This is a genomic window from Planktothricoides sp. SR001, from assembly GCF_001276715.1.
Taxonomy (GTDB): Bacteria; Cyanobacteriota; Cyanobacteriia; order Cyanobacteriales; family Laspinemataceae; genus Planktothricoides; species Planktothricoides raciborskii.
Genome location: NZ_LIUQ01000001.1, coordinates 244,512 through 264,510, shown reverse-complemented (window position 1 = coordinate 264,510; position 19,999 = coordinate 244,512). Strand labels below are relative to the sequence as shown.

Sequence of the window (19,999 nt, the reverse complement as noted above, 5' to 3'; positions counted from 1 at the left end):
TGGGAAATTTACTTGGGAATTCACGGCGGAGGATTCACCCTGGGCAAGTCAGAAAATATTGTAGCCATAACTCCACAACACATTATGTCTAAAATTTGCTATGATATAGCGATCGCTGAAAAAAAATCTAAATTTGCCTGAAATATGCCTCATCTAAATTCAAATATTATTGGCCAAAAGCTAGAACTTTATAACGCTGAAGTTATCTTCTATCCTCGCCTATTTCACCAGCCCGAAAGTCACCAACTGTTCACTGATTTATTAAATCAGATTTCCTGGAAACACGAACCCATTAAAATTTTTGGAAAATCGGTGCTTCAGCCTCGGTTAACCGCTTATTATGGAACTAAAGCTTATACCTACTCTGGCGTCACCATGCAGCCCTTGCCTTGGAATGCCCCGTTATTACAAATCAAAGAAAAAATCGAGCCTTTAGTTAATACGCAATTTAATGGAGTTTTGCTGAATTTATATCGCGATGGTCAAGATTATATGGGCTGGCATAGTGATGATGAAAAAGAATTAGTCAAAGGGGGGGCGATCGCTTCTCTGAGTTTAGGAGAAACCAGGCGTTTTATCTTTAGGCGGAAGGATAATCATCAAATTAAATTTGAACTTAAATTAGCAGATGGTGATTTTTTGGTAATGGGAGGTGATACCCAAAAGTTTTGGCAGCATTATGTGCCGAAAAGCCCGAAAGTCACTCATCCCAGAATTAATCTCACTTTTCGGATGCTGGCATAATTTTAATCCAGTTAATCAAGTTAATCAAGTTAATCAATATACCCAATTATTTAGGTATTTCTATCTCATCTATCTGAAAATAATCTGGCATAAATTCCCAGGCCTTTGTGAAAATTGACAATTTATTGCTTGGCATATTTTATAATTAATTATTAATTAAACATTGATTAACGTTAAGTTAAAGCTTAATTAAGCTGAATTAAGGTAAATTAAGCTTAATTCAGGTTAATGGTTACATAACGATCGCTTTTTAAAACAAAAAACTTATCGGTGAGTTAAAATTATTATAAACTGAGTCATAGTGATTATAAATCAATCAGGGGTAAACATGAGCGATCGCCTCTAGGATCCATTAATGGGGCATCGGTGTATTAGAGGGGGCAGAGAGGCAAAAACAGGATTTTTGATAGTTTGATCCAATATTTTTGACTATTGGGTAAAAGGCAAAAAAATTCATTGTTTTCCTTGTTTTCCTTGTTTTCCTTGTTTTTTAATAGAGTTAGTCCCCAAAAAAAGCTGCGGTAAATTGAATAAAATTAAATTTTTTTGAAAAAATATGTTGAACATTGCCACAAATTTACAACCAATTAATACACCAAACTTCCTGAACAATCCGGAGTTTTGGACTCCAGAGTCTACCCTGAAAGAACTGTTATTATACGATGCTCAAGTTCAATGGGACGAACGAGGGCAAGATGTGGAGAAAAAATTTAAAGATGCTCCCTTGTTGCCTGGGGTGATTTTAATGCAGCAGGGTCGGTTAATGGGCATGATTTCTCGACAAAGATTTCTAGAACATCTCAGCAGTCCTTATGGGTTAGAATTATTTTTAAAACGTCCCATTAAAGCCTTATATAATTTTGCTCAAATTGAGTTATTAATTTATCCTAGTTCAACAGCAATTGTCACCGCCGCTACGGACGCGGTGAGGCGATCGCCCGCGATGTTATTAGAGCCAATTATTGTAGAACTTGAACCCCAGGTTTATCGTTTAGTAGATGTGCATCAGTTGCTTTATGCTCAAGGGCAAATTCATCTGATGACGATTAAGTTACTGGAAAAAGCTAACGATCGGTTAAATCGTTTGGCGACATTAGATGGGTTGACACAAGTGGCGAATCGACGACAATTTGATCAACGACTTGAGCAAGAATGGCAGAGATTAACTCGAGAACGTCAACCTTTATCTCTGATTCTTTGCGATATTGACTATTTTAAAGCTTATAATGATACTTATGGCCATTTGGCGGGGGATGATTGTTTACAAAAAGTTGTCGGTGCTGTCCAAAAAGCCGTGCAGCGACCGGCTGATTTAGTGGCTCGTTATGGCGGTGAAGAATTTGCGGTGATTTTACCGAATACGCCCAAGTCTGGGGCAATCAAAGTGGCAGAAAATATCCGCTCCCAAGTCCAAGGATTGCACATTGGCCATACTGGTTCTCAGGTTAGTCTTTGGGTAACGTTGAGTTTAGGGATAGCAACCATGATTCCCACCTCAGAAGAAGTCCCCGCCCGGTTAATTGCCCGGGCTGATATGGCGCTTTATCAGGCGAAAACCCAGGGGCGCGATCGGGCTGTTTTCCATTGTGAGTAAGTGCAAGAATCATGGCCACCCCTGAGTGAGAAACAGTGAGAAACCCGGTTTCTCTGGGTGGGAATGCCTGATACTTATATTATGGTGCTTACCTGATGGTGCTTACCATTCCAGATCCTCTAGCTGCTGCAATGCTTTGCTGGTTGCGGCGATCGCCTGTGCCACAAATTCTTGCCAGAGTTTTTCACTTTTACCTTGTTCCCTAAAAGCTTTGGCATTGCTGTGAGGCCACCGAAAATCTTGCCATTTGTCGCCTTTTTCGGGAACCATGCCGTCCATATCCGCATATTCCTGGAGTTTACCACTCACAGGGCCAAGATTGTAGATATAAAATGCCATCGGCTAAATCCTCGGATTACTGGTCGCTATTTTTACTTATTTAATCGCGATCTTCAATGCGACGAATGATGCAACTGTGTCTGGGTTCAAACAAATTCACCAATCCCTCCTACATAGAAGCCAGTTGATCGGCTTGACGAGTTGTTTCTGGTAAACGATATTTCGGGGTACATTGCAAAACATAGTCAATGGCGGTGGCTAAATCAAGACGATGGCCAATCGATACATAAATTGGCTGGACTCCAGTACGCGATCGCACCACCGCGCCAACAATTTCGCCTTGGTCAATCAACGGTTGCCAACTGCCCCGCTTTTCTCCTAATGGATCGTGTTGACCAATATAGCGAGATTTCGCCACGCCAATGGTCGGAATATTGGTCAAAACCCCCAAGTGACAAGCCAAGCCAAATCGCCGGGGATGGGCTAAACCATGACCATCACAGAGAAGTAAGTCCGGGCAAATCGTCAGTTTTGCCAAGGCATCTAAAACCGGGGGCACTTCTCTAAAAGATAGAAAACCAGGAATGTAGGGAAAGGTTGTCGGACCGCAGGCGATCGCCTGATCGCACAGTTGCAAGTCAGGAAAACTTAACACCACCACCGCTGCTTTGGCGATCGTATCATCGGCACTATAGCTCACATCGACCCCCGCCACATACTTGACCGATGGATTGACCGATGGCATATCCAGGGTGGAGATCGTCTGCGATCGGAGTTTTTCTTGAATCAGCAGGGCTTCGGACTCATTTTGTGGCCAAGGGTGGGACCGATGAATTGGGATCATTTTCCATCGACTCAGGTACAAAATTGGTAGGGTGCGAAAGCGCAAAGCCTAAGGCACCAATCCTCTATATATAAGCTATTAGTAGGGTGCGAAAGCGCAAAGCGTAACGCACCAATCCTCTATATATAAGGTCGTTGCGGAAGTTCTGTGATTTTTTGCGGGTGGATACGGCGTTGTACCAAGCAAAAGCCCAAGGCCGCGATCGGGCGATCGAGACGAGCGTGGTCATCAGAGTCATAATCGATATGATATCGGCATGATACTAATGATACTCTAGTTATAAAATAGTTCTGGAAAAATAGTTCTGGAAAAACAGTTCTGGAAAAATAGTTCTGGAAAAAACTTCCACCCACATCATAGCTCTGGGGGGCGATCGCTCTCCATTTACGTTTGAGAAAATTAGAAATATGGCCTTAATTCTTATTGTTGACGATGCCTTAATTAGCCGCACAGTCATTCGGAAAATCTTAAAAGCCAACGCTCACCAAACCGTAGAAGCGACCAATGGCACCGAAGCCTTAGAAATGATTCATCTTCACCAACCGGATTGTATCTTACTCGACCTATTAATCCCCGACCCGAATGGGTTAGAAATTCTCAAAATTTTACAGAAACAAAAATCTACAATTCCTGTGATTGTGATTACCGCCGATACCCAAGAAACCGCCAGGCAAAAATGTCTGAATTTTGGCGCAAAAGCGATTCTATATAAACCGCCGAAACCGGAAAAATTAACAACACTGATTGACCAAAATATCCTGGAAAAAAAGGAAACAATTTTATGAACTTGACCGATAGTCAACTGAATACCTTACAGGAAGTGTTCAACATTGGCGTGGGGCGATCCGCTGGAGTTTTAAATGAAATGATTGGCTTGCATATTTGTTTGCAAATTCCTTGGGTGAAAATTATGTCCCCATTGGAGGCAAAAAAAGAATTAGCCGATCGCTTAGAAGGCAATCCCCTGTCCACAGTCCGGTTAACGTTTGGTGGGACATTAAGCGGCAATGCTCAACTGGTTTTTCCCACGGATAGTGCTTCACAATTAGTCTCGATTCTCACCGAGGGAGAACTGAGTAGTCCGGATCTGGATTCTATGAAAATTGGTGCTTTAACCGAGGTGGGGAATATTGTTCTGAGTGGCATTATGGGCGCGATGAGTAACCTGCTAAAACAAGATTTTGAATATTTGCTGCCCAATTATCTTGAAGATAGTGTGGATCATTTATTAGAAATCCAAGGCTATAATGCCAATCATACCATCTTGTTAGCCCAAAATAGTTTTAATATTGAAGATATGCCGATTAAAGGCAATATTATCTTACTGTTTAAATTGGGATCGTTTGAGAATTTAATGGCGGCGATTTCTCACCTAATGGATATCGATGATGAATGAAGAAATCAAGCATTTGACCAAAGAATTTGAGATGCTCGATCGGATTCCCGTCGGGGCAATGGTGCTGAATTCAGATTTTATTGTGTTGTTTTGGAATAAATATTTAGAAGCCTGGACTAATCTGGCTAAAGATCAGGTTGTCGGCTATCCGATTGAAAAATATTTTCCTCATATGATGCAGCCTAAATATGCCATGCGACTGAAAGAAATTTTTACCGGAGGCCCGCCAACAATTTTTTCGGCGCAACTGCACAAACACTTTATTAAAGCCCCGCTGCCTAATGGAGAATTCAGGATTTTACATACCACGGTTTCCCCAGTTCCTCAATCGGATCGAAGAGGATATTATGCCTTGGCAATTTTGCAAGATGTCACTGATGTGACGAACCGAATTCAAGAGTATCGCATGATGCGAGATCGCGCTTTAGCAGAAATCGAAGAACGCAAACAAGCGGAATTAGCATTATCCCAGAAAACCCAAGAATTACAACAGCGAAATTTTGAACTCACCGAACTGAGCAAAATGAGTAATTTTTTGCAAGTTTGTCTGACCATTGAAGAAGCTTATAAGGCGATCGCCGCTTCGGTGCAAGTTCTGCTCCCGGAAATTTCTGGGGCTCTATTTAAAATCGATGAAAGCAGAGAATTTGTCGAAGCAGTGGTGACTTGGGGTGAATTATTGTCCGATTTAAAATCGTTTATCTACTCAGACTGTTGGGCATTGAGGCGATCGCAACCTCACTGGGTAACGCAACGGCACCCCAACTTAGTATGTAAACATATTCACAGCGAACCTGCCGAATATTGCTGTATTCCGGTCATGGCCCAAGGTCAAGCATTAGGACTACTTTATTTAAGTGCGGCACAACCGGGTAAATTAACCACCGACAAACAATTATTAGTCGCCTATCTCACCGAACATATTTCTCTCGCTTTAGCCAATTTAAAATTACGAGAAACTCTCCAAGAGCAAAGTATTCGTGACCCCCTCACCGGACTCTATAACCGGCGGTATATGGAAGAATTTTTAACCAGAGAAATTGATCGCGCTCTTAGAAAGCAACTGCCCCTGGGAATGATCATGCTTGATGTTGACCATTTTAAGCGCTGCAATGATACCTTTGGTCACGAAGCCGGAGATACTGTCTTGAGAAAATTGGGTCACTTTTTGCACAAAAGCATCAGAAATTCTGATATTGCCTGTCGCTATGGCGGAGAGGAATTCATCTTAATTTTACCGGAAGCTAATTTAGAAAATAGCGTGCAGCGAGCCGGGCAAATTAATCAAGGAATTCGCCAGTTAGAGATTGTACATAATGGCCAGGTACTTGATCGCATTACTACCTCGATGGGGGTTGCCTGTTTTCCCACCAATGGCTCTACTTTTGAAGAAGTGATTAGAGCAGCAGATGCAGCCCTTTACCAGGCCAAAAAACAAGGACGCGATCGCGTAGAAGTGGCTTAATAATACCAAGCATCAAAAATTATTGCTACAATTACGCCCTCGTTCCCAGGCTGGAGCCTGGGAACGAGGGCGCTTTGACGCCCAGACTAAATGATTACATTCTTAATTGTCAACGGTATAAGCAAGAAATTTATATCAAGAAATTTCTTGCTTATTTGTTATTCGTTTTGCGATTACAGCACTTTTCGATCTTATGAGGTACGTTTTAGCCTCCTTCGATGCCCCCAACCCCCCCTTTTTAAAGGGGGCTAGGGGTGATCGAGAGTATTTTATTACATCGCCAAGCGCTGTATTTAATCACCCAACAAATAACCAATAACTAACAACAAAGCAATCAAGTATATAACTTAACGACTATTCTGGTTAATTTACCCCCCAATTCGGCCACGGACGCTTGTTGTTGAGCATCTTTTAAATTCCCCTGGATATCAAAAGCTTCATAAGCTTGGGGAATACACTTTTGGTCTGGCAAAACCAACACCCCAATATTCCCCAGAATTGCTCGCAAATGAACCAAACCGCGCCAACCGCCAAAACCACCGGCAGCGGCACTCATAATCACTGCCACTTTATCTCGAAAACAACTTAAAGCCATCGGGGGGTTTCCGGGTTCTGGACGAGAAGCCCAATCAATAGCATTTTTTAATAACGGAGTGACGGAACTATTGTATTCAGGACAGGCAATTAATAACCCTTGATGGGATTTCATTAACTGCTTAAACTTGAGGACATTTTCCGGCAAGCCTTCTCTCGCTTCTAAATCTTCATCATAGAGAGGCATCGGCAAATCACGGAAGTCTAAATAAGTCACTTCAGCCCCAGCAGCTTTTGCCCCTGCTGCGGCAATTTTCACCAATTTTTTGTTAAAAGAATCGGTACGGGCGCTGCCAGCAAAAGCAAGAATTTTTGGTGCATTCATTATGCTTAAATCTCCTGTGAATGTTCTTCAGTGAATAGCGAATATTTTGTTCTGCTTTGATTGTGCATCACCGCTGATAGCAGCGGGTTAACAATATTAGCTTAAAAAAAGAGCCATTCAGCGGCTTTTTATAATTTTGCAAAATGCAAAAAGTCTAATGTTCAACGGTTGCCAATCATTCAAATCAATATAGCAAAGGGGAAGAATTGAGAAAATTTATCCTCTCAATTCTTCCCCTTTCTCTATTCAGAAACCAACGGTAAAACCTGATTACTTAGCAGATTTCAGGTAATTCAGCATGGTGTCTGCATCGGACACTTCAAAGGGATCGGTGGGGCAGTTGTCAGAATAACCGGGTTCCACAAACAGCTTTTCAATGTTGCCATCATTCACCACCATTGAATAGCGCCAGGAACGCATCCCAAAGCCCAAATTAGATTTATCAACCAGCATCCCCATTTTCCGGGTAAATTCACCGTTACCATCGGGGAGTAAGAAGACATTTTTTGCTCCTTGATGTTTGCCCCATTGGAACATGACGAATGCATCGTTTACAGATAAGCAAATGACTTCATCAACGCCTTGGGCTTTGATTTCATCATAGAGTTCTTCGTAGCGAGGCAAATGGGTAGAAGAGCAGGTGGGAGTAAATGCACCAGGAAGAGAAAATACAACTACCCGCTTACCCCCAAATATCTCTTGAGTGGTACGGTCTTGCCAACGAAATGGGTTTGGGCCTTCTACGGACTCATCTCTGACTCGGGTTTTGAACACGACATCGGGCACTTTTTCTACATGATGCATGGTAATATCCTTACTCTTGATTAGATGTTTATAACGATGAAATTAGAGCCATGAGAATTATCTCAGATCCCTAATGGGCTGATTTGACAACCCCTTAATTAACTTCGCAGTTTTTACTTAATCATAATCAGTATGAGTTGTCAAGGCGATCTGTAAAAATATTCTCTATCCTCTACTGTGAGGTGCTTCTGGTGCTTCTGGTGCGGCGGTTCGGCCCTTCGGCTGCGCTCAGGACAGGCTTCGCTCACCGACCGAGGGGCAAAGGTGCGGGGGTGCGGGGGAGAATTTTTCTCCTCTGCTCCTCATCTCCTCATCTCCTCATCCCGATTGGCGGCTCCTCTGCTCCTCTGCCCCTCCGCCGTCGGCGGTCTCCTCATCCCGATTGGCGGCTCCTCTGCTCCTCTGCCCCTCCGCCCCTCCCTCCGCCGACGGCAGACTCCTGCATTGAGGCTGAGATTAAGCTTCCTGATTATCGGTGCCGACAAATTTACTGAGTAATCCAGAGACGAAGGATAGAACAATTGAACCAATCACCGCTGGGAAAAAACCCGTGACATCAAACCCTGGAGTGAGATAAGCCACCAACCCAATGGAGATGGCGTTGACGACTAGCAGAAATAAACCCAAAGTTAAAATCGTCAGGGGTAAGGTCATCAGCACCAAAATTGGTCGGACGATCGCGTTGATTAATCCCATAATTATGGCGGCGATCGCGGCAGCGGTGAAAGTATCTAGGTTAAAACCGGGGACAATTTGAGCAGTAATCACCAAGGAAATTGCTGCAACCAACCAAGTTAGTAAAAACTGTGGCATAAATCAACCTCGCTGGAATATCATCAATCCCAATTTTAGCGATTTTATTGCCGATTCGGGTTAACTTTTCACAAGAGGGATAATTTATTTGGTGAATAGTCAACTATTTAATGTCCCTTAATTGGCCGCGATCGCCTCTGACCGAGCAGCATATCCCGCTGATTGCAATGCATTTACTAAAGTATGACTATCTTCTACCCGAAACTGTTGACCAAAGGGCACAAAAATGCGCTTAGTGGCACAATTTACAACTCCTACCACCGGAACTTTGGCGCGATCGGCTTCCCCTTTATTAGTCAGTAAAATATCTTTTAACCGATGCTGTTCTTGAATATCCCCTGCTTGGTGGGTGCTGAGTTCTACCATCACCATTTTTACCTGTTCTATGGGTTCTGCATCTTCGAGAATAATTTGCACTTTGTCATCTCGTTGGTCTACTTTTCCCCAAATAATTAACCGACGATCTGCTTTGATATAAGCTTCAATGGGTTGATAGGACTTGGGAAAAATCACCGCCTCAGCAGATCCGGTGAGGTCTTCCATTTGCACAATGGCCATGCGATCGCCTTTTTTGGTAATCACTTCCTTGACTGCACTCAGCATCACAATGGCGCTAATAGTTTTCTTTTCTGAGGCATAATGAGCTAAATCCCCCAAATGAATTGGGCCAAGCAAGTGAGAAGCTGTTTGAATGGCTTTCAGCGGATGGTCAGAAACATAAAAACCCAGCAGTTCTTTTTCAAACTGGAGTTTTTCTTGGGGGCTAAAATCGGGACTATTGGGCGGGCTGGGTGCGACTTCAAATTCTGCTTGATTCCCGTTATCATTGCCGCCAAAAATATCAAAAATATTCATTTGACCACTTTCTTTTTCTTTGGCTTTTTTTTGCGCCCAATCGAGCACCAGTCTCAAATGGTCAATAGTTTGTTGGCGATTAGAATTTAGACAATCTAATGCCCCACATTTAATCAAAGATTCTAAAGTTCGGCTATTGACTTTATGCAAGTCTACTCGTTGACATAAATCCGGTAAAGATTTAAAAGGTTTTCCCTCTGCCCGCGCATCTAAAATGGAACGAATTGCTCCTTCTCCCACATTTTTAATGGCGGAAAGTCCAAACAAAATTTTGCGATCGCCCACCGGGGTAAAATCCACTTCTGACTCATTAATATTCGGCGGTTCTACCGTAATCCCCATACTGGTACAGTTGGCGATATATTTATTCACCTTATCCTGATCGCCACTATTTGCCGTCAGCAGCGCCGCCATATATTCGGCGGGATAATTCGCTTTTAAATAGGCGGTTTGGTAGGTGACATAAGCGTAGGCAGTAGAGTGGGATTTATTAAAGCAATTAGAAGCCACTAACCCATTGCCTAACAGAAAATTGTGGTCTTTCACCACGCCGATATCATAAACATTTTCTGTGCCTACTCGTTGACGAGAAACAATTTTAACCACGCCGATAACTCCCTTAATAAACTACTAAATTATAATTGAATCCAGAGGTAGGTTGGGCAGATATTGGGTTAAAATTTGCCCACTTTACCCCATGACCTGCCCACCTTTAGCTTCCCCCAATGAAATCCTAATTTATAATTGAATCTAGCGGTAGGGTGGGCAGGGTTTGAACGGTAAAAATTTGCCCACTTTACCCCATGACCTGCCCACCTTTATTCGCGGTGGGCAACTGACGCTTTTTCTGGCTACAGGCAGGGTCTGCACCCGGTGGTTCAACCTACTTGTAAGCTATTGTTGCATGATTTATTAAACATGGTATTATTCAAGATTTTCTAAATCGGCTAAATCTTGTAGTCTACCCGATGCTTTTTTATTTTTTTTGAGATTTTCTAGATCGATAAAATTAATCGATATATCATCAATCACAATTTCTATGCCGCCAATGATTAAATATTTAACTTGATTGTCGTTTAATAATTGTATAAACTCTCTGAAGTCTTGGTTCAGCATTGTTATATCTGTATTTGTGATATTCTTGACGAATTTGCTCTAGGGCTTCTAGGCGTTTTTGGGGTGTTTGTTGTTGCCAGTATTGAAAGTCACTTTTTTGTTGTTTTGTTGTGGTTTTATGAATCACTTTTTGCATATTTTATAGGCTCCATGCTTTTAAGCGTAAGGATTCAGCCGTAATGTCTTTGTTTTCCCAGATTCCGGCAATTTCAAAAAAGTCTTGTTCTTGCTTGCTGTTTATTGCCGTAGCATTATTTTTGTCTTGGTGATTAGATTTCAATTCTAATGATTCAATAAAATAAATCACTTTGTTTTGTTGATCTGGGGGTAATTCCTGAAATGTTTTAATAGCCATGTCTAGGGTTAGCATAATTTTTTCCTCTCTGGGAAAGCTACTAATAGTTTATCATAAATGTTGTCCCCAGAGGTAGGGTGGGCAGGATTTTATCCGTAAAATTTTTCTCCTGTAAGGTGAATACCTGCCCACCTTTCGGCGCGGTGGTCAACTTTTCAGCTTAGGGTTCGGGGGATAATGCCCCGATAATTGCTACTGTTGTATGATTTATTCAAAATGGTATTAGACAGCAGCAGTCGATCGCTTTCAGTGACAATATAGTTAACATAGGCGATCGCTATTTACAGTAGAGGAAATCACAAAAGTTTCTCTGGGTTATTGGAATAAATTTAACCGAAAGGCAGCAAGGCAATCCTTCAATCGATCGCGATCGGGTTTTGGCTGAGACGATGGAGGATCGGATTTGATTCATGCAGCCACAGATTTTAATCCGTGGCTTTCTTTCATCTGCTTTAAATCAAGATGATTCTCAAAAATGTCATCGTCAATCAGTACACAGTTTTCTGCTCGTTTCCCCATCCCTCTTGAGGTGTAATTGTTTCCTCTAGCTCTCTTACCCGTTTGACCCGAAAAACAATCCTCTCTTTCATCCTCCCGATTCCTTGAGTATTCAAACAGTAAAACCCGATAATGATGCCAGCGAAAAAGGCAGGTTCTTTCTGACCTCGGTGCAGGTATAGCTGGCAATCTATCAGATCGAATGCTTTCTGACGTTTTACAGACCAGTTTCCCGTTTCCCACTCGTCTCGCTCTCGGCAAACCGGGGTTAATAGTCCGACCTTCTCTCGCTCTACAAAGTGAATCGCTTTCATTGTCCGGTCTCTTCAGTATTGTTCAAACCCAGCATAAACAAAATCAAAATCACAAGATAACCAACAATCAAATATTCTATTACAGCCGGAAAAAATTAGAAAAAATTATTTAGGATGCCGAAGCGATGTACTGTAGCGATGTATTAGATGGCAATTCCACGCTAACTGCCCTTACCGAATGTTGTCAATCACTTGCAGTGTAGATCGCACAGCGTCCCGGAGGCCAGCGCTTGTCGAATCTGTTTTAAATCATCCCCAGCAAATCGTTCTAGAAAAAGAAGCTAGAAAAACCTATCCGTCTCAAATTGACTTTGATGGGGGTAAAATGTTCTGGCTGCCAGTGATTGTTCCAGAGAATATCAACCCCGCTGCGATCGGAAAGAGCGATCCAGTTCTCGGTACAGAAACTTGATTTTTGACCAAAACCTCGCTAAAAATTCAAAAATCATCGCTTTCAACCCGGTTTATTAACTCCGATCAAGAATTTAGACGTTGGCTTCAATTTTTTCTATATCTCCTTCGGATTGCGGCATGATTATGACGGAGAGACATATAAATTGAGTCCTTCGATAAAACGAAAATCTTTGAGATTGAGCGTATAAAGACTCATGTCATATACTAACGCTGTGGCAGCAATGAGCGCATCGGGAATAGCAAGTTTATGGCTAAGGGAGTAGCGTCCCATGAGTTGAATAAATTGGGCTGAAATTTGTTCATCAATGGGAATCTTGTTGATTAGGTTGAGATGCTTTTGAATTCTAGCAAATTCTACTTTGTTGATCGCGCCGTAATATAGTTCAGCTTGGGTAATAATACTAATGGCTATTTGATTCATGCCAATTTTTCGCATTTCATTAATGACTGTTGGGTTATTTTTGTATAACTCTACCAGGATATTTGTGTCACATAAAATCATTGGCTGTCTCTGCTCCATGCTTTTAGGCGAAGAGATTCAGTTGTAATGTCTTTGTTTTCCCAGATTCCGGCAATTTCAAAAAAGTCTTGTTCTTGGTTGCTGTTTATTGCAGTAGCATTATTTTTGTGTTGTTGATTAGATTTCAACTCTAATAACTGAATAAAAGAAATCACTTGATTTTGTTGGTCTGGGGTAAATTCTCGGATTTTTTGAATGGCCATTTCTAGGTTTAGCATGATTTTATCCTCTTTGGGGAAGCTACTAATAGTTTATCATAAATTTTATCTCCAGAGGTAGGGTGGGCAGGATTTTATCGGTAAAATTTTTCTCCTGTAAGGTGAATCCCTGCCCACCTTTCGGCGCGGTGGGCAACTGACTTTTAAGCTTAGGGTTCGGGGGATAATGCCCCGATAATTGCTACTGTTGTATGATTTATTCAAAATGGTATTAGATAGCAGCAGCCGATCGCTATTCAGTGAAAATATCGTTAACAGAGGCGATCGCTATTTACAGCAGAGGAAATCACAAAAGTTTCTCTAGGTTATTGGAATAAATTCAACCCAAAGGCAGCAAGGCAATCCTTCAATCGATCGCGATCGGGTTTTGGCTGAGACGATGGAGGAATGCGATTGAAAGCTGTCATTTATGGATAAGATCGAGTAATATTTTTACTCGACAATAGTTCCTGGTGCAACAACCACAATTCCTTCAGAGATATATCGCTTAAAATCCTCTACATTCAACGTGAGAATGTGTGATATACCATTGACTTTCATTGATGCAACCAGTCGAGCATCGTGAACCTGAACCCCTGAAACACCAAAAGCCACCACCAGCCTACGCCATTCTTGGTAAATCTCAGAACTATCAGGTAAAAGTGGAAAAATACGCTCAATTAGTTGTAGCAACCTTGCAGTTTCAGGAGGAGTTAATCCAAATCCATTTTTCTCAAAAGGACGAGTGGCAACATTCCAAAACTCAATGCAGTTTTGAGAAGTGATTCGCAATTAATGTCCATCTTGACGCAGTGCCCGGATAGCACTTCTAATCAAAGGATGAAGAGCATGAGAGCGATCGATAAACCGCAACAAAACATTTGTATCGATTAAATAAAACACAATTAGGGATGCTCCTGATAAATTCCCGCTCGACTCACAGCATAATCTGATAGTTGAGGTGTGCTAGTTCCAACATATCTTTGAAATTCATCAGCTAGACCATCCGCGATCGCCTCAAAATCTTCATCCTCTTGAACAAAATCATTGCTTAACGATCGCGATTCAATATCGCTATCTAAACAACCTATAAATTCATGGGCTGCTTCTGCAAATGATATTATTTTGGTTTCTTGATCGGTTTTAGCTGAAAAACTTTGATTAGATTTCATTTCTAATGATTCAATAAAAGAAATCACTTTATTTTGTTGGTCTGGGGGTAATTCCTGAAATTTTTGAATAGCCATTTCTAGGGTTAGCATGATTTTTTCCTCTCTGGTAAAGCTTCTAATAGTTTATCATAAATGTTGTCCCCAAAAGCAGCGGTAGGTCAGCCAATAAAATGCTAGAAACCTGGTTAATGAACAGAAAATAACCTAGTGCAAATAACCCGGTACTCAGCGCCAGCCGGTTTTGATTGAGTTTCAACTATTTGAGAAGTCGGACAAAACCCGCTTGCTCAAAATGATAATCATTGGTGAGTGCTTCGGTAATATTTCTTTGTTGCATAACCACAAAACTAGAACAGTCAACTAAACTCCAGTTTTTGTCTTCTCGACTGCTCAACAATTGCCATGCTTTAGTATATGTTTCAGCGTCAATATGTAATATTTCAATGTAGGGAGATTGTCTTAAGCTTTCAACAAACGTAATAATTTGAGGTCTTGTAAGTCGTAAGGGACTGGTTAGTAATGCGACCAGTTCAGCCATGATGTAATTAGTGGTAATAATTTTGTGATTTTGTTGGCGGGCAAGTCGGTAGAGAGTTGCAGCTAGAGAATGAAACGGTTGGGATCTATCAACTAAGTTTCCCCAACCAGACGTATCTACACAAAGTTTTGACATTTAAATATTTCCTTCAGTTTTCAATAAATTTTCTCCCAAGTAATGGTCATGGTGTTCTGTCCAGTCTGGAATATTACTTTGAACTGAACCGATCAATGGTTCCAGGGGATCGTCGGTAAAATGTTGGATAGAAACCATTAACCATTGAAGCGTGAACTCTTCTGGAGACTGTCCACGGCGTTGGGCAATTTCTACCAAAGGTTGGTAAATTTCTTCGGGAATTTGTAAGTTCAATACTTGACTCATAATTGGCTCCTTTTCGGGATATAGTTTTAACAATTGGCTTGATGTTTTCCTGGCGATGGAGAATTAAAAAGGTTTATTCTGGAAGTCAACTTAACAGCGATCGCATTTTCTCATTTCTGGTTGTGCTGCTACTAATAGTTTATCATAAATTTGGTTTTAAGTAATGGTTATGATATTTTGTCCTGAAATATTATAGGACTGAACCGATCGCCCTGACAGCATATCTCCCCAAAGCGCGTGAAGCGAAGCTATCCCGAAGGGAATCGCCCCCGGATTGAGAAAATAGTTATAATAAAGGGGAACTCATACAATCGTGATAGCAATGATGCAAACTGCCACTAAACAAGTCCGTTGGACAATTTCTGATTTAGACGGATTTCCTGACAATGGGAATCGCTATGAGATTATTGATGGAGAGTTATTTGTGACACGATCGCCCCACTGGAATCACCAAGACGCTGCCGGTGCAATTTATACTGAATTACGCCTATGGTCAGAACAAAGTGGTTTAGGCCAAGCAGCCATGAGCCCTGGCATTATATTTTCAGAAAGCGATCATGTCATCCCCGATGTAGTATGGATTAGCAATCAGAGATTAGCCGATCTATTGGATGATGCGGGACATCTCACAGGTGCGCCAGAATTGATCGTAGAAGTGCTTTCTCAAACCGAGAAAGATAAGGAGCGAGACAAGAAAACCAAGTTAAAATTATATTCTGTCCAAGGTGTCCAAGAATATTGGATTGTTGACTATCAGCAGCAACAAATTGAAGTATATCGCCGCGATCGCGCAATTTTAGAGCGAGTCCTGACTTTATTTGCTACTGATGAACTCACCAGCCCTCTTTTACCAGAGTTTCGCTGTTTGGTTGGGTCTTTATTTTAAGGTGGATTTTAATATTTGTTTTTTCTTTGTAGGGGCGAAGCATTCGGGTGATATATTTCTGTTTTTAATTAATAATTTGTCTGCCGGAATGCTTCGCCCTTACCGGGGATTTTAATATTTGTTGTTTTTGCGTAGGGGCGAAGCATAAAGCCTGACGGCATAGCTTCGCTTACCGGGTGATTAATTATCGGTTTTGACCCGGAATTGTTTGCCCGAATGCTTCGCCCTTACCGGGGATTTTAATATTTGTTGTTTTTGCCTAGGGGCGAAGCATAAAGCCTGACGGCATAGCTTCGCTTACCGGGTGATTAATTATCGGTTTTGACCATAAATTTTTTTACCCGAATGCTTCGCCCTTACCGGGGATTTTAATATTTGTTGTTTTTGCGTAGGGGCGAAGCATAAAGCCTGACGGCATAGCTTCGCTTACCGGGTGATTAATTATCGGTTTTGACCATAAATTTTTTACCCGAATGCTTCGCCCCTACTATCGGAACTAGGGCGAAGCATTCCGGTTATAGATTTCTGCTTTTAATTAATAATTTGTCTGCCGGAATGCTTCGCCCCTACAGGTTTATACTTGCACCTGCTTCAAATCAAGGTTTTGATGGAAAATTTCATCAATCGGCAACATTTGCCCATCTTCGGTCATAAATTTATGGTCTTTTGTTGCCCGAATTACGCTGCCATCTTCTAGCAGATATTCAAACACTTCTTGAGTGCCGCGATCGTGCCATTGCGCGATCGCCTGTGTATAAACAAAGCCATTGGCATCCACTGTATAAACCGTACAGTCAATTTGATTTTCCACAATTTTGCCAATCGGCAGCGATCCATATTCCACCGTCATAATTTCCGTCTCATAAGTTAAGCAATATTCGGCAAACAATACCATTTGATCGAATAAAGCTTCTGCCACTTTATGCGGCACCCCATTCTTAGTAGAACCATCCACAAAAATCTCCCGATGCTTCTGCATTTCCGAGACTTTTTTCTTACCCATTGCCCGTCGCAATAAGTCCGCTTGACCCAAAGAATAGCCCGCTAAATCTTGAGCAATTTTCATAATTTGCTCTTGATAAACCATCACCGCGTAGGTTTCTTCTAAGATAGGTTCTAATAGCTTATGATCGTAAACGATCGCCTCTTGACCATGCTTCCGGTTAATAAACTTAGGAATCAGACCGGCATCTAACGGACCCGGACGATATAAAGCCAAAATCGAGGAAATATCCTCAATACAAGAAGGTTTTAAATCCCGCACAATTTGCCGCATTCCTTCAGATTCAACCTGAAAAATGCCTTCTAAATCGCCTTTCTCAAATAAATGATAGGTTTCGCCAACATCTTTAGGAAACCTTTGTTCCCCCGTGCGTTTAATAATTTCTTGTGCTTTTCTTTCCTGGGCAGGAAAATTATATGGGTCTAGTCTTTCCCCGGTTTTTTTCTCAATATAATCTAGGGTTTTCTCAATCGTGGTGAGATTTTTTAAACCCAAAAAGTCCATCTTTAACAAACCCAGAGATTCCAGATTTTCCATAGAATACTGGGTAATCACTGCCCCTTCATTATTCCGTTGTAACGGCACAATTTCATCCAGGGGTTGCGCGGAAATCACCACCCCGGCAGCATGAACCCCAAAAGTTTTGTTGGTGCCTTCAATTCTGATCGCCATATCCAACCATTGCCGCACGGAAATGCTGCCAATTTCTACATCTTGATCGTTCTTTAAGGGAATAATTTCTGTTTCGTAGGCTTCTTTAAATTTCGGTTCGGGGGTATCATCAGAAATCATCACCGAAAGTTTCGCCGGTTTGCCCCGCGCAACGGGAATCATTTTCGCCATTTCATCGGCTTTCTTATAAGGAACGCCCAAAACTCTGGCTACATCTTTTAACACCGCTTTCGAGGTCATGCGGTTAAAAGTGATAATCTGGGCTACCCGATCTTCCCCATATCTTTCGGTGACATATTGAATCACGCGATCGCGTTTTTCAATACAAAAGTCCGTATCAATATCCGGCATTGACTTCCGTTCGGGATTGAGAAATCGCTCGAATAATAACCCATGATGCACCGGGTCAATATTGGTAATTCCCATCGTATAAGCGACCAAAGAACCCGCAGCGGATCCTCTTCCTGGCCCTACGGGAATATGATTATCTCTGGCAAATTTAATATAGTCCCAAACTACTAAAAAATAAGTGGAAAATCCCATCCGTTCAATCATTTTTAGCTCATATTCTAGCCGTTCTCGATAAACCGGAGGAATTTCCGATCGCGTCTTGGCATTTAAGCGGTCTAGAAGTCCTTGCCAAGCAATTTCTTCCACATAAGTATCGGCAGTGTGACCGGAGGGGACAGGAAAATCAGGGATGCGCGGTTCCCCTAACACTTTATACTCTTCAATTTTATTCGCTACTTCTACGGTATTCGCGATCGCGTCAGCAATCACATCATCGGGCAAATGATCGCGAAATAAATGTTTCATCTCTTCAGCGGACTTTAAATATTCAGTCCCGCTATAGCGCATTCGCTTTTCTTCACTAATCAGCTTTTGGGTATTAATACAAATCAAAGCATCGTGGGCTTCCACATCATTACAAGAAATAAAATGGGAGTCGTTAGTCGCCACAATTTTTACATTTAGTTCGCGGGATATTTTCACCAGTTCCACATTGACAATTCGGTCTTCTTGATAGCCGTGGTCTTGGATTTCTAAATAATAATCATCCCCAAAAACTTCTTTATACCATTTGACGATTTCCCTGGCTTCTGCTAATTTCCCTTGTAAAATATTTTGGGGAACTTCTCCACCCAAACAGCCGCTAGTCACGATTAAATCATCGTGATATTTTTGCAATAACTCTTTATTAATACAGGGTCGAGCAAAAATGCCTTTTCCCTGCATTCCATTTAAATGAGATTCGGTGGTTAACTTGACTAAGTTTTTATAACCTTGGGTATTTTTGGCTAAAACCACTTGATGATATTTGCGAACTTTCTGGGTCGTACCCAATGGCCCATTAATCACATACATTTCATTGCCAATAATGGGCTTAATACTTTTACCCCGGCAAGTTTTAATCAGGTCGATCGCCCCATACATCACCCCATGATCCGTCAGGGCGATCGCGGGCATTTCTAACTCAATGGCTTTGGCAACTAATTGGGGCACTTGAGAAGCCCCATCAAGTAAACTGTAATCGGTATGAATGTGTAAACCAGCAAAAGACATAATTTTATTGGTTGTTGGTTGGTTGTTGGTTGTTGGTTGTTGTTGGTTGGTTGTTGGGTAGGGGCGAAGCATTCGCGCAGACAATTTATCGGTTCAAATGACAAATTTATCCGCGAATGCTTCGCCCTCCCCAGTATATTTGTATCAAAGACATAATTTTATTGGTTGTTGGTTGTTGGTTGTTGGTTGTTGGTTGTTGGTTGTTGGTTGTTGGTTGTTGGTTGTTGTTTGTTGTTGGTTGGTTGTTGGGTAGGGGCGAAGCATATAGCCTTTGGCATGGCTTTGCTTACCGCGCAGACAATTTATCGGTTCAAATGACAAATTTATCCGCGAATGCTTCGCCCTCCCCAGTATATTTATATCATGGAAATGTTCGTGATTAGGTATTGTTTATTCATTATTCTTCTGTAGGGGCGAAGCATATAGCCTTTGGCATGGCTTCGCTTACCGCGCAGACAATTTATCGGTTCAAATGACAAATTTATCCGCGAATGCTTCGCCCTCCCCAGTATATTTATATAGCGAGTCTAAATGAATGTGACAAATCGGCTCCCCTCTCCCCTTCTGGGCCGCCGACGGCCCGCCATCGTGAGGGTTTATTTGCAAACTGATTTAGACGCGCTATATCAAAGACATAATTTTATTGGTTGTTGGTTG

Annotated in this window: 23 protein-coding genes; 7 read left to right on the top strand and 16 right to left on the bottom strand. The window is 41.8% G+C overall.

The genetic code is table 11. The annotated features are described in order from the left end of the window. Positions 1–144: 144 nt before the first annotated feature. Together AM228_RS01090 and AM228_RS01085 are read left to right on the top strand one after the other, a co-directional pair. Entirely contained in the window at positions 145–744 is a 600-nt protein-coding gene (locus tag AM228_RS01090; protein WP_054464232.1) for an alpha-ketoglutarate-dependent dioxygenase AlkB, read from the top strand. Between the two features lie 556 nt (positions 745–1,300). After that, positions 1,301–2,338 (top strand): diguanylate cyclase domain-containing protein, encoded by a 1,038-nt coding sequence (locus tag AM228_RS01085; protein WP_082348689.1) that lies wholly within the window; start codon positions 1,301–1,303, stop codon positions 2,336–2,338. A 102-nt stretch (positions 2,339–2,440) separates the two neighbouring features. On the opposite strand, the gene AM228_RS01080 is transcribed toward AM228_RS01085, so the two are convergent. From AM228_RS01080 to AM228_RS31545, 3 genes are all read right to left on the bottom strand, one after another. Next, positions 2,441–2,677, bottom strand: a complete 237-nt coding sequence (locus AM228_RS01080; protein ID WP_054464231.1) for a hypothetical protein — start codon at positions 2,675–2,677, stop codon at positions 2,441–2,443. Positions 2,678–2,786: 109 nt separating this feature from the next. Then, the gene (gene nfi / locus AM228_RS01075) at positions 2,787–3,461 is read right to left on the bottom strand and encodes a deoxyribonuclease V (RefSeq protein ID WP_197285186.1); all 675 of its coding nucleotides are present in this window, start codon (positions 3,459–3,461) and stop codon (positions 2,787–2,789) included. A gap of 64 nt (positions 3,462–3,525) precedes the next feature. Beyond that, complete coding sequence (locus AM228_RS31545) at positions 3,526–3,690, bottom strand: hypothetical protein (RefSeq protein WP_156331444.1); 165 nt, start codon at positions 3,688–3,690, stop codon at positions 3,526–3,528. Between the two features lie 178 nt (positions 3,691–3,868). Here AM228_RS31545 and AM228_RS01070 point away from each other — a divergent pair, with 178 nt between their 5' ends. The 3 genes from AM228_RS01070 to AM228_RS01060 are packed head-to-tail and all read left to right on the top strand — an operon-like array spanning position 3,869 to position 6,322. Continuing rightward, positions 3,869–4,246 carry a PleD family two-component system response regulator gene (locus tag AM228_RS01070; protein ID WP_054464230.1) on the top strand — a complete coding sequence of 126 codons (378 nt, stop codon included), beginning with the start codon at positions 3,869–3,871 and terminating at the stop codon, positions 4,244–4,246. Further along, complete coding sequence (locus AM228_RS01065; RefSeq protein ID WP_054464229.1) at positions 4,243–4,857, top strand: chemotaxis protein CheC; 615 nt, start codon at positions 4,243–4,245, stop codon at positions 4,855–4,857. The genes AM228_RS01070 and AM228_RS01065 overlap by 4 nt, the downstream gene beginning before the upstream one ends. Then, positions 4,847–6,322: a diguanylate cyclase gene (locus AM228_RS01060; RefSeq protein WP_231636524.1), complete on the top strand. Its 1,476-nt coding sequence runs from the start codon at positions 4,847–4,849 to the stop codon at positions 6,320–6,322. Before AM228_RS01065 ends, AM228_RS01060 begins: the two co-directional genes overlap by 11 nt. A gap of 334 nt (positions 6,323–6,656) precedes the next feature. Here AM228_RS01060 and AM228_RS01055 read toward each other — a convergent pair whose 3' ends face one another. The 6 genes from AM228_RS01055 to AM228_RS01030 all read right to left on the bottom strand — a co-directional run bounded on the left by AM228_RS01055 (position 6,657) and on the right by AM228_RS01030 (position 11,199). Beyond that, positions 6,657–7,244 (bottom strand): NADPH-dependent FMN reductase, encoded by a 588-nt coding sequence (locus AM228_RS01055; RefSeq protein ID WP_054464228.1) that lies wholly within the window; start codon positions 7,242–7,244, stop codon positions 6,657–6,659. A 267-nt stretch (positions 7,245–7,511) separates the two neighbouring features. Then, positions 7,512–8,045: a peroxiredoxin gene (locus tag AM228_RS01050; protein ID WP_054464227.1), complete on the bottom strand. Its 534-nt coding sequence runs from the start codon at positions 8,043–8,045 to the stop codon at positions 7,512–7,514. Positions 8,046–8,501: 456 nt separating this feature from the next. Then, a complete protein-coding gene (locus AM228_RS01045) occupies positions 8,502–8,858 on the bottom strand; it encodes a phage holin family protein (RefSeq protein WP_054464226.1) in 357 nt (118 codons plus the stop codon). 117 nt (positions 8,859–8,975) lie between these two features. After that, entirely contained in the window at positions 8,976–10,319 is a 1,344-nt protein-coding gene (locus tag AM228_RS01040; RefSeq protein ID WP_054464225.1) for an OB-fold nucleic acid binding domain-containing protein, read from the bottom strand. Positions 10,320–10,637: 318 nt separating this feature from the next. Next, complete coding sequence (locus AM228_RS01035; protein WP_054464224.1) at positions 10,638–10,829, bottom strand: hypothetical protein; 192 nt, start codon at positions 10,827–10,829, stop codon at positions 10,638–10,640. Positions 10,830–10,968: 139 nt separating this feature from the next. After that, on the bottom strand, positions 10,969–11,199 hold the full coding sequence (locus tag AM228_RS01030) for a DUF2281 domain-containing protein (RefSeq protein ID WP_054464223.1): 231 nt from the start codon (positions 11,197–11,199) through the stop codon (positions 10,969–10,971). A 975-nt stretch (positions 11,200–12,174) separates the two neighbouring features. On the opposite strand from AM228_RS01030, the gene AM228_RS01020 reads away from it, so the two are divergent. After that, positions 12,175–12,408 (top strand): hypothetical protein, encoded by a 234-nt coding sequence (locus AM228_RS01020; RefSeq protein WP_054464221.1) that lies wholly within the window; start codon positions 12,175–12,177, stop codon positions 12,406–12,408. Positions 12,409–12,531: 123 nt separating this feature from the next. Here AM228_RS01020 and AM228_RS01015 read toward each other — a convergent pair whose 3' ends face one another. From AM228_RS01015 to AM228_RS00990, 6 genes are all read right to left on the bottom strand, one after another. After that, positions 12,532–12,912, bottom strand: a complete 381-nt coding sequence (locus tag AM228_RS01015) for a type II toxin-antitoxin system VapC family toxin (protein WP_054464220.1) — start codon at positions 12,910–12,912, stop codon at positions 12,532–12,534. Next, positions 12,909–13,148 carry a hypothetical protein gene (locus AM228_RS01010; protein WP_054464219.1) on the bottom strand — a complete coding sequence of 80 codons (240 nt, stop codon included), beginning with the start codon at positions 13,146–13,148 and terminating at the stop codon, positions 12,909–12,911. The genes AM228_RS01015 and AM228_RS01010 overlap by 4 nt, the downstream gene beginning before the upstream one ends. Before the next feature lie 432 nt (positions 13,149–13,580). Then, positions 13,581–13,919, bottom strand: coding sequence for a PIN domain nuclease (locus tag AM228_RS29010; RefSeq protein WP_231636523.1), 339 nt, complete (start codon positions 13,917–13,919; stop codon positions 13,581–13,583). A 113-nt stretch (positions 13,920–14,032) separates the two neighbouring features. Further along, complete coding sequence (locus AM228_RS33880; RefSeq protein ID WP_072160599.1) at positions 14,033–14,389, bottom strand: hypothetical protein; 357 nt, start codon at positions 14,387–14,389, stop codon at positions 14,033–14,035. A gap of 166 nt (positions 14,390–14,555) precedes the next feature. Beyond that, positions 14,556–14,972 carry a type II toxin-antitoxin system VapC family toxin gene (locus tag AM228_RS00995; RefSeq protein ID WP_054464217.1) on the bottom strand — a complete coding sequence of 139 codons (417 nt, stop codon included), beginning with the start codon at positions 14,970–14,972 and terminating at the stop codon, positions 14,556–14,558. Next, on the bottom strand, positions 14,973–15,218 hold the full coding sequence (locus tag AM228_RS00990) for a hypothetical protein (RefSeq protein WP_156331443.1): 246 nt from the start codon (positions 15,216–15,218) through the stop codon (positions 14,973–14,975). A 322-nt stretch (positions 15,219–15,540) separates the two neighbouring features. On the opposite strand from AM228_RS00990, the gene AM228_RS00985 reads away from it, so the two are divergent. Continuing rightward, positions 15,541–16,104, top strand: a complete 564-nt coding sequence (locus AM228_RS00985) for a Uma2 family endonuclease (RefSeq protein ID WP_054464215.1) — start codon at positions 15,541–15,543, stop codon at positions 16,102–16,104. Between the two features lie 574 nt (positions 16,105–16,678). Here AM228_RS00985 and AM228_RS00980 read toward each other — a convergent pair. Further along, on the bottom strand, positions 16,679–19,342 hold the full coding sequence (locus AM228_RS00980; protein WP_054464285.1) for a trans-splicing intein-formed DNA polymerase III subunit alpha N-terminal partner DnaE-N: 2,664 nt from the start codon (positions 19,340–19,342) through the stop codon (positions 16,679–16,681). Between the last annotated feature and the right edge of the window lie 657 nt (positions 19,343–19,999).

Bases quoted from the DNA above. Each gene is read 5' to 3' on its own strand.
- AM228_RS01050 (WP_054464227.1), bottom strand. From the start codon at position 8,045: ATGCATCATGTAGAAAAAGTGCCCGATGTCGTGTTCAAAACCCGAGTC.
- AM228_RS01015 (WP_054464220.1), bottom strand. From the start codon at position 12,912: ATGATTTTATGTGACACAAATATCCTGGTAGAGTTATACAAAAATAAC.
- AM228_RS00990 (WP_156331443.1), bottom strand. From the start codon at position 15,218: ATGAGTCAAGTATTGAACTTACAAATTCCCGAAGAAATTTACCAACCT.
- AM228_RS01085 (WP_082348689.1), top strand. From the start codon at position 1,301: ATGTTGAACATTGCCACAAATTTACAACCAATTAATACACCAAACTTC.
- AM228_RS31545 (WP_156331444.1), bottom strand. From the start codon at position 3,690: ATGACCACGCTCGTCTCGATCGCCCGATCGCGGCCTTGGGCTTTTGCT.
- AM228_RS33880 (WP_072160599.1), bottom strand. From the start codon at position 14,389: ATGCTAACCCTAGAAATGGCTATTCAAAAATTTCAGGAATTACCCCCA.
- nfi (WP_197285186.1), bottom strand. From the start codon at position 3,461: ATGATCCCAATTCATCGGTCCCACCCTTGGCCACAAAATGAGTCCGAA.
- AM228_RS01020 (WP_054464221.1), top strand. From the start codon at position 12,175: ATGTTGTCAATCACTTGCAGTGTAGATCGCACAGCGTCCCGGAGGCCA.
- AM228_RS01030 (WP_054464223.1), bottom strand. From the start codon at position 11,199: ATGCTAACCCTAGACATGGCTATTAAAACATTTCAGGAATTACCCCCA.
- AM228_RS01090 (WP_054464232.1), top strand. From the start codon at position 145: ATGCCTCATCTAAATTCAAATATTATTGGCCAAAAGCTAGAACTTTAT.
- AM228_RS01045 (WP_054464226.1), bottom strand. From the start codon at position 8,858: ATGCCACAGTTTTTACTAACTTGGTTGGTTGCAGCAATTTCCTTGGTG.
- AM228_RS01065 (WP_054464229.1), top strand. From the start codon at position 4,243: ATGAACTTGACCGATAGTCAACTGAATACCTTACAGGAAGTGTTCAAC.
- AM228_RS01060 (WP_231636524.1), top strand. From the start codon at position 4,847: ATGATGAATGAAGAAATCAAGCATTTGACCAAAGAATTTGAGATGCTC.
- AM228_RS01080 (WP_054464231.1), bottom strand. From the start codon at position 2,677: ATGGCATTTTATATCTACAATCTTGGCCCTGTGAGTGGTAAACTCCAG.
- AM228_RS00980 (WP_054464285.1), bottom strand. From the start codon at position 19,342: ATGTCTTTTGCTGGTTTACACATTCATACCGATTACAGTTTACTTGAT.
- AM228_RS01010 (WP_054464219.1), bottom strand. From the start codon at position 13,148: ATGCTAAACCTAGAAATGGCCATTCAAAAAATCCGAGAATTTACCCCA.
- AM228_RS00985 (WP_054464215.1), top strand. From the start codon at position 15,541: ATGATGCAAACTGCCACTAAACAAGTCCGTTGGACAATTTCTGATTTA.
- AM228_RS01035 (WP_054464224.1), bottom strand. From the start codon at position 10,829: ATGCTGAACCAAGACTTCAGAGAGTTTATACAATTATTAAACGACAAT.
- AM228_RS01070 (WP_054464230.1), top strand. From the start codon at position 3,869: ATGGCCTTAATTCTTATTGTTGACGATGCCTTAATTAGCCGCACAGTC.
- AM228_RS00995 (WP_054464217.1), bottom strand. From the start codon at position 14,972: ATGTCAAAACTTTGTGTAGATACGTCTGGTTGGGGAAACTTAGTTGAT.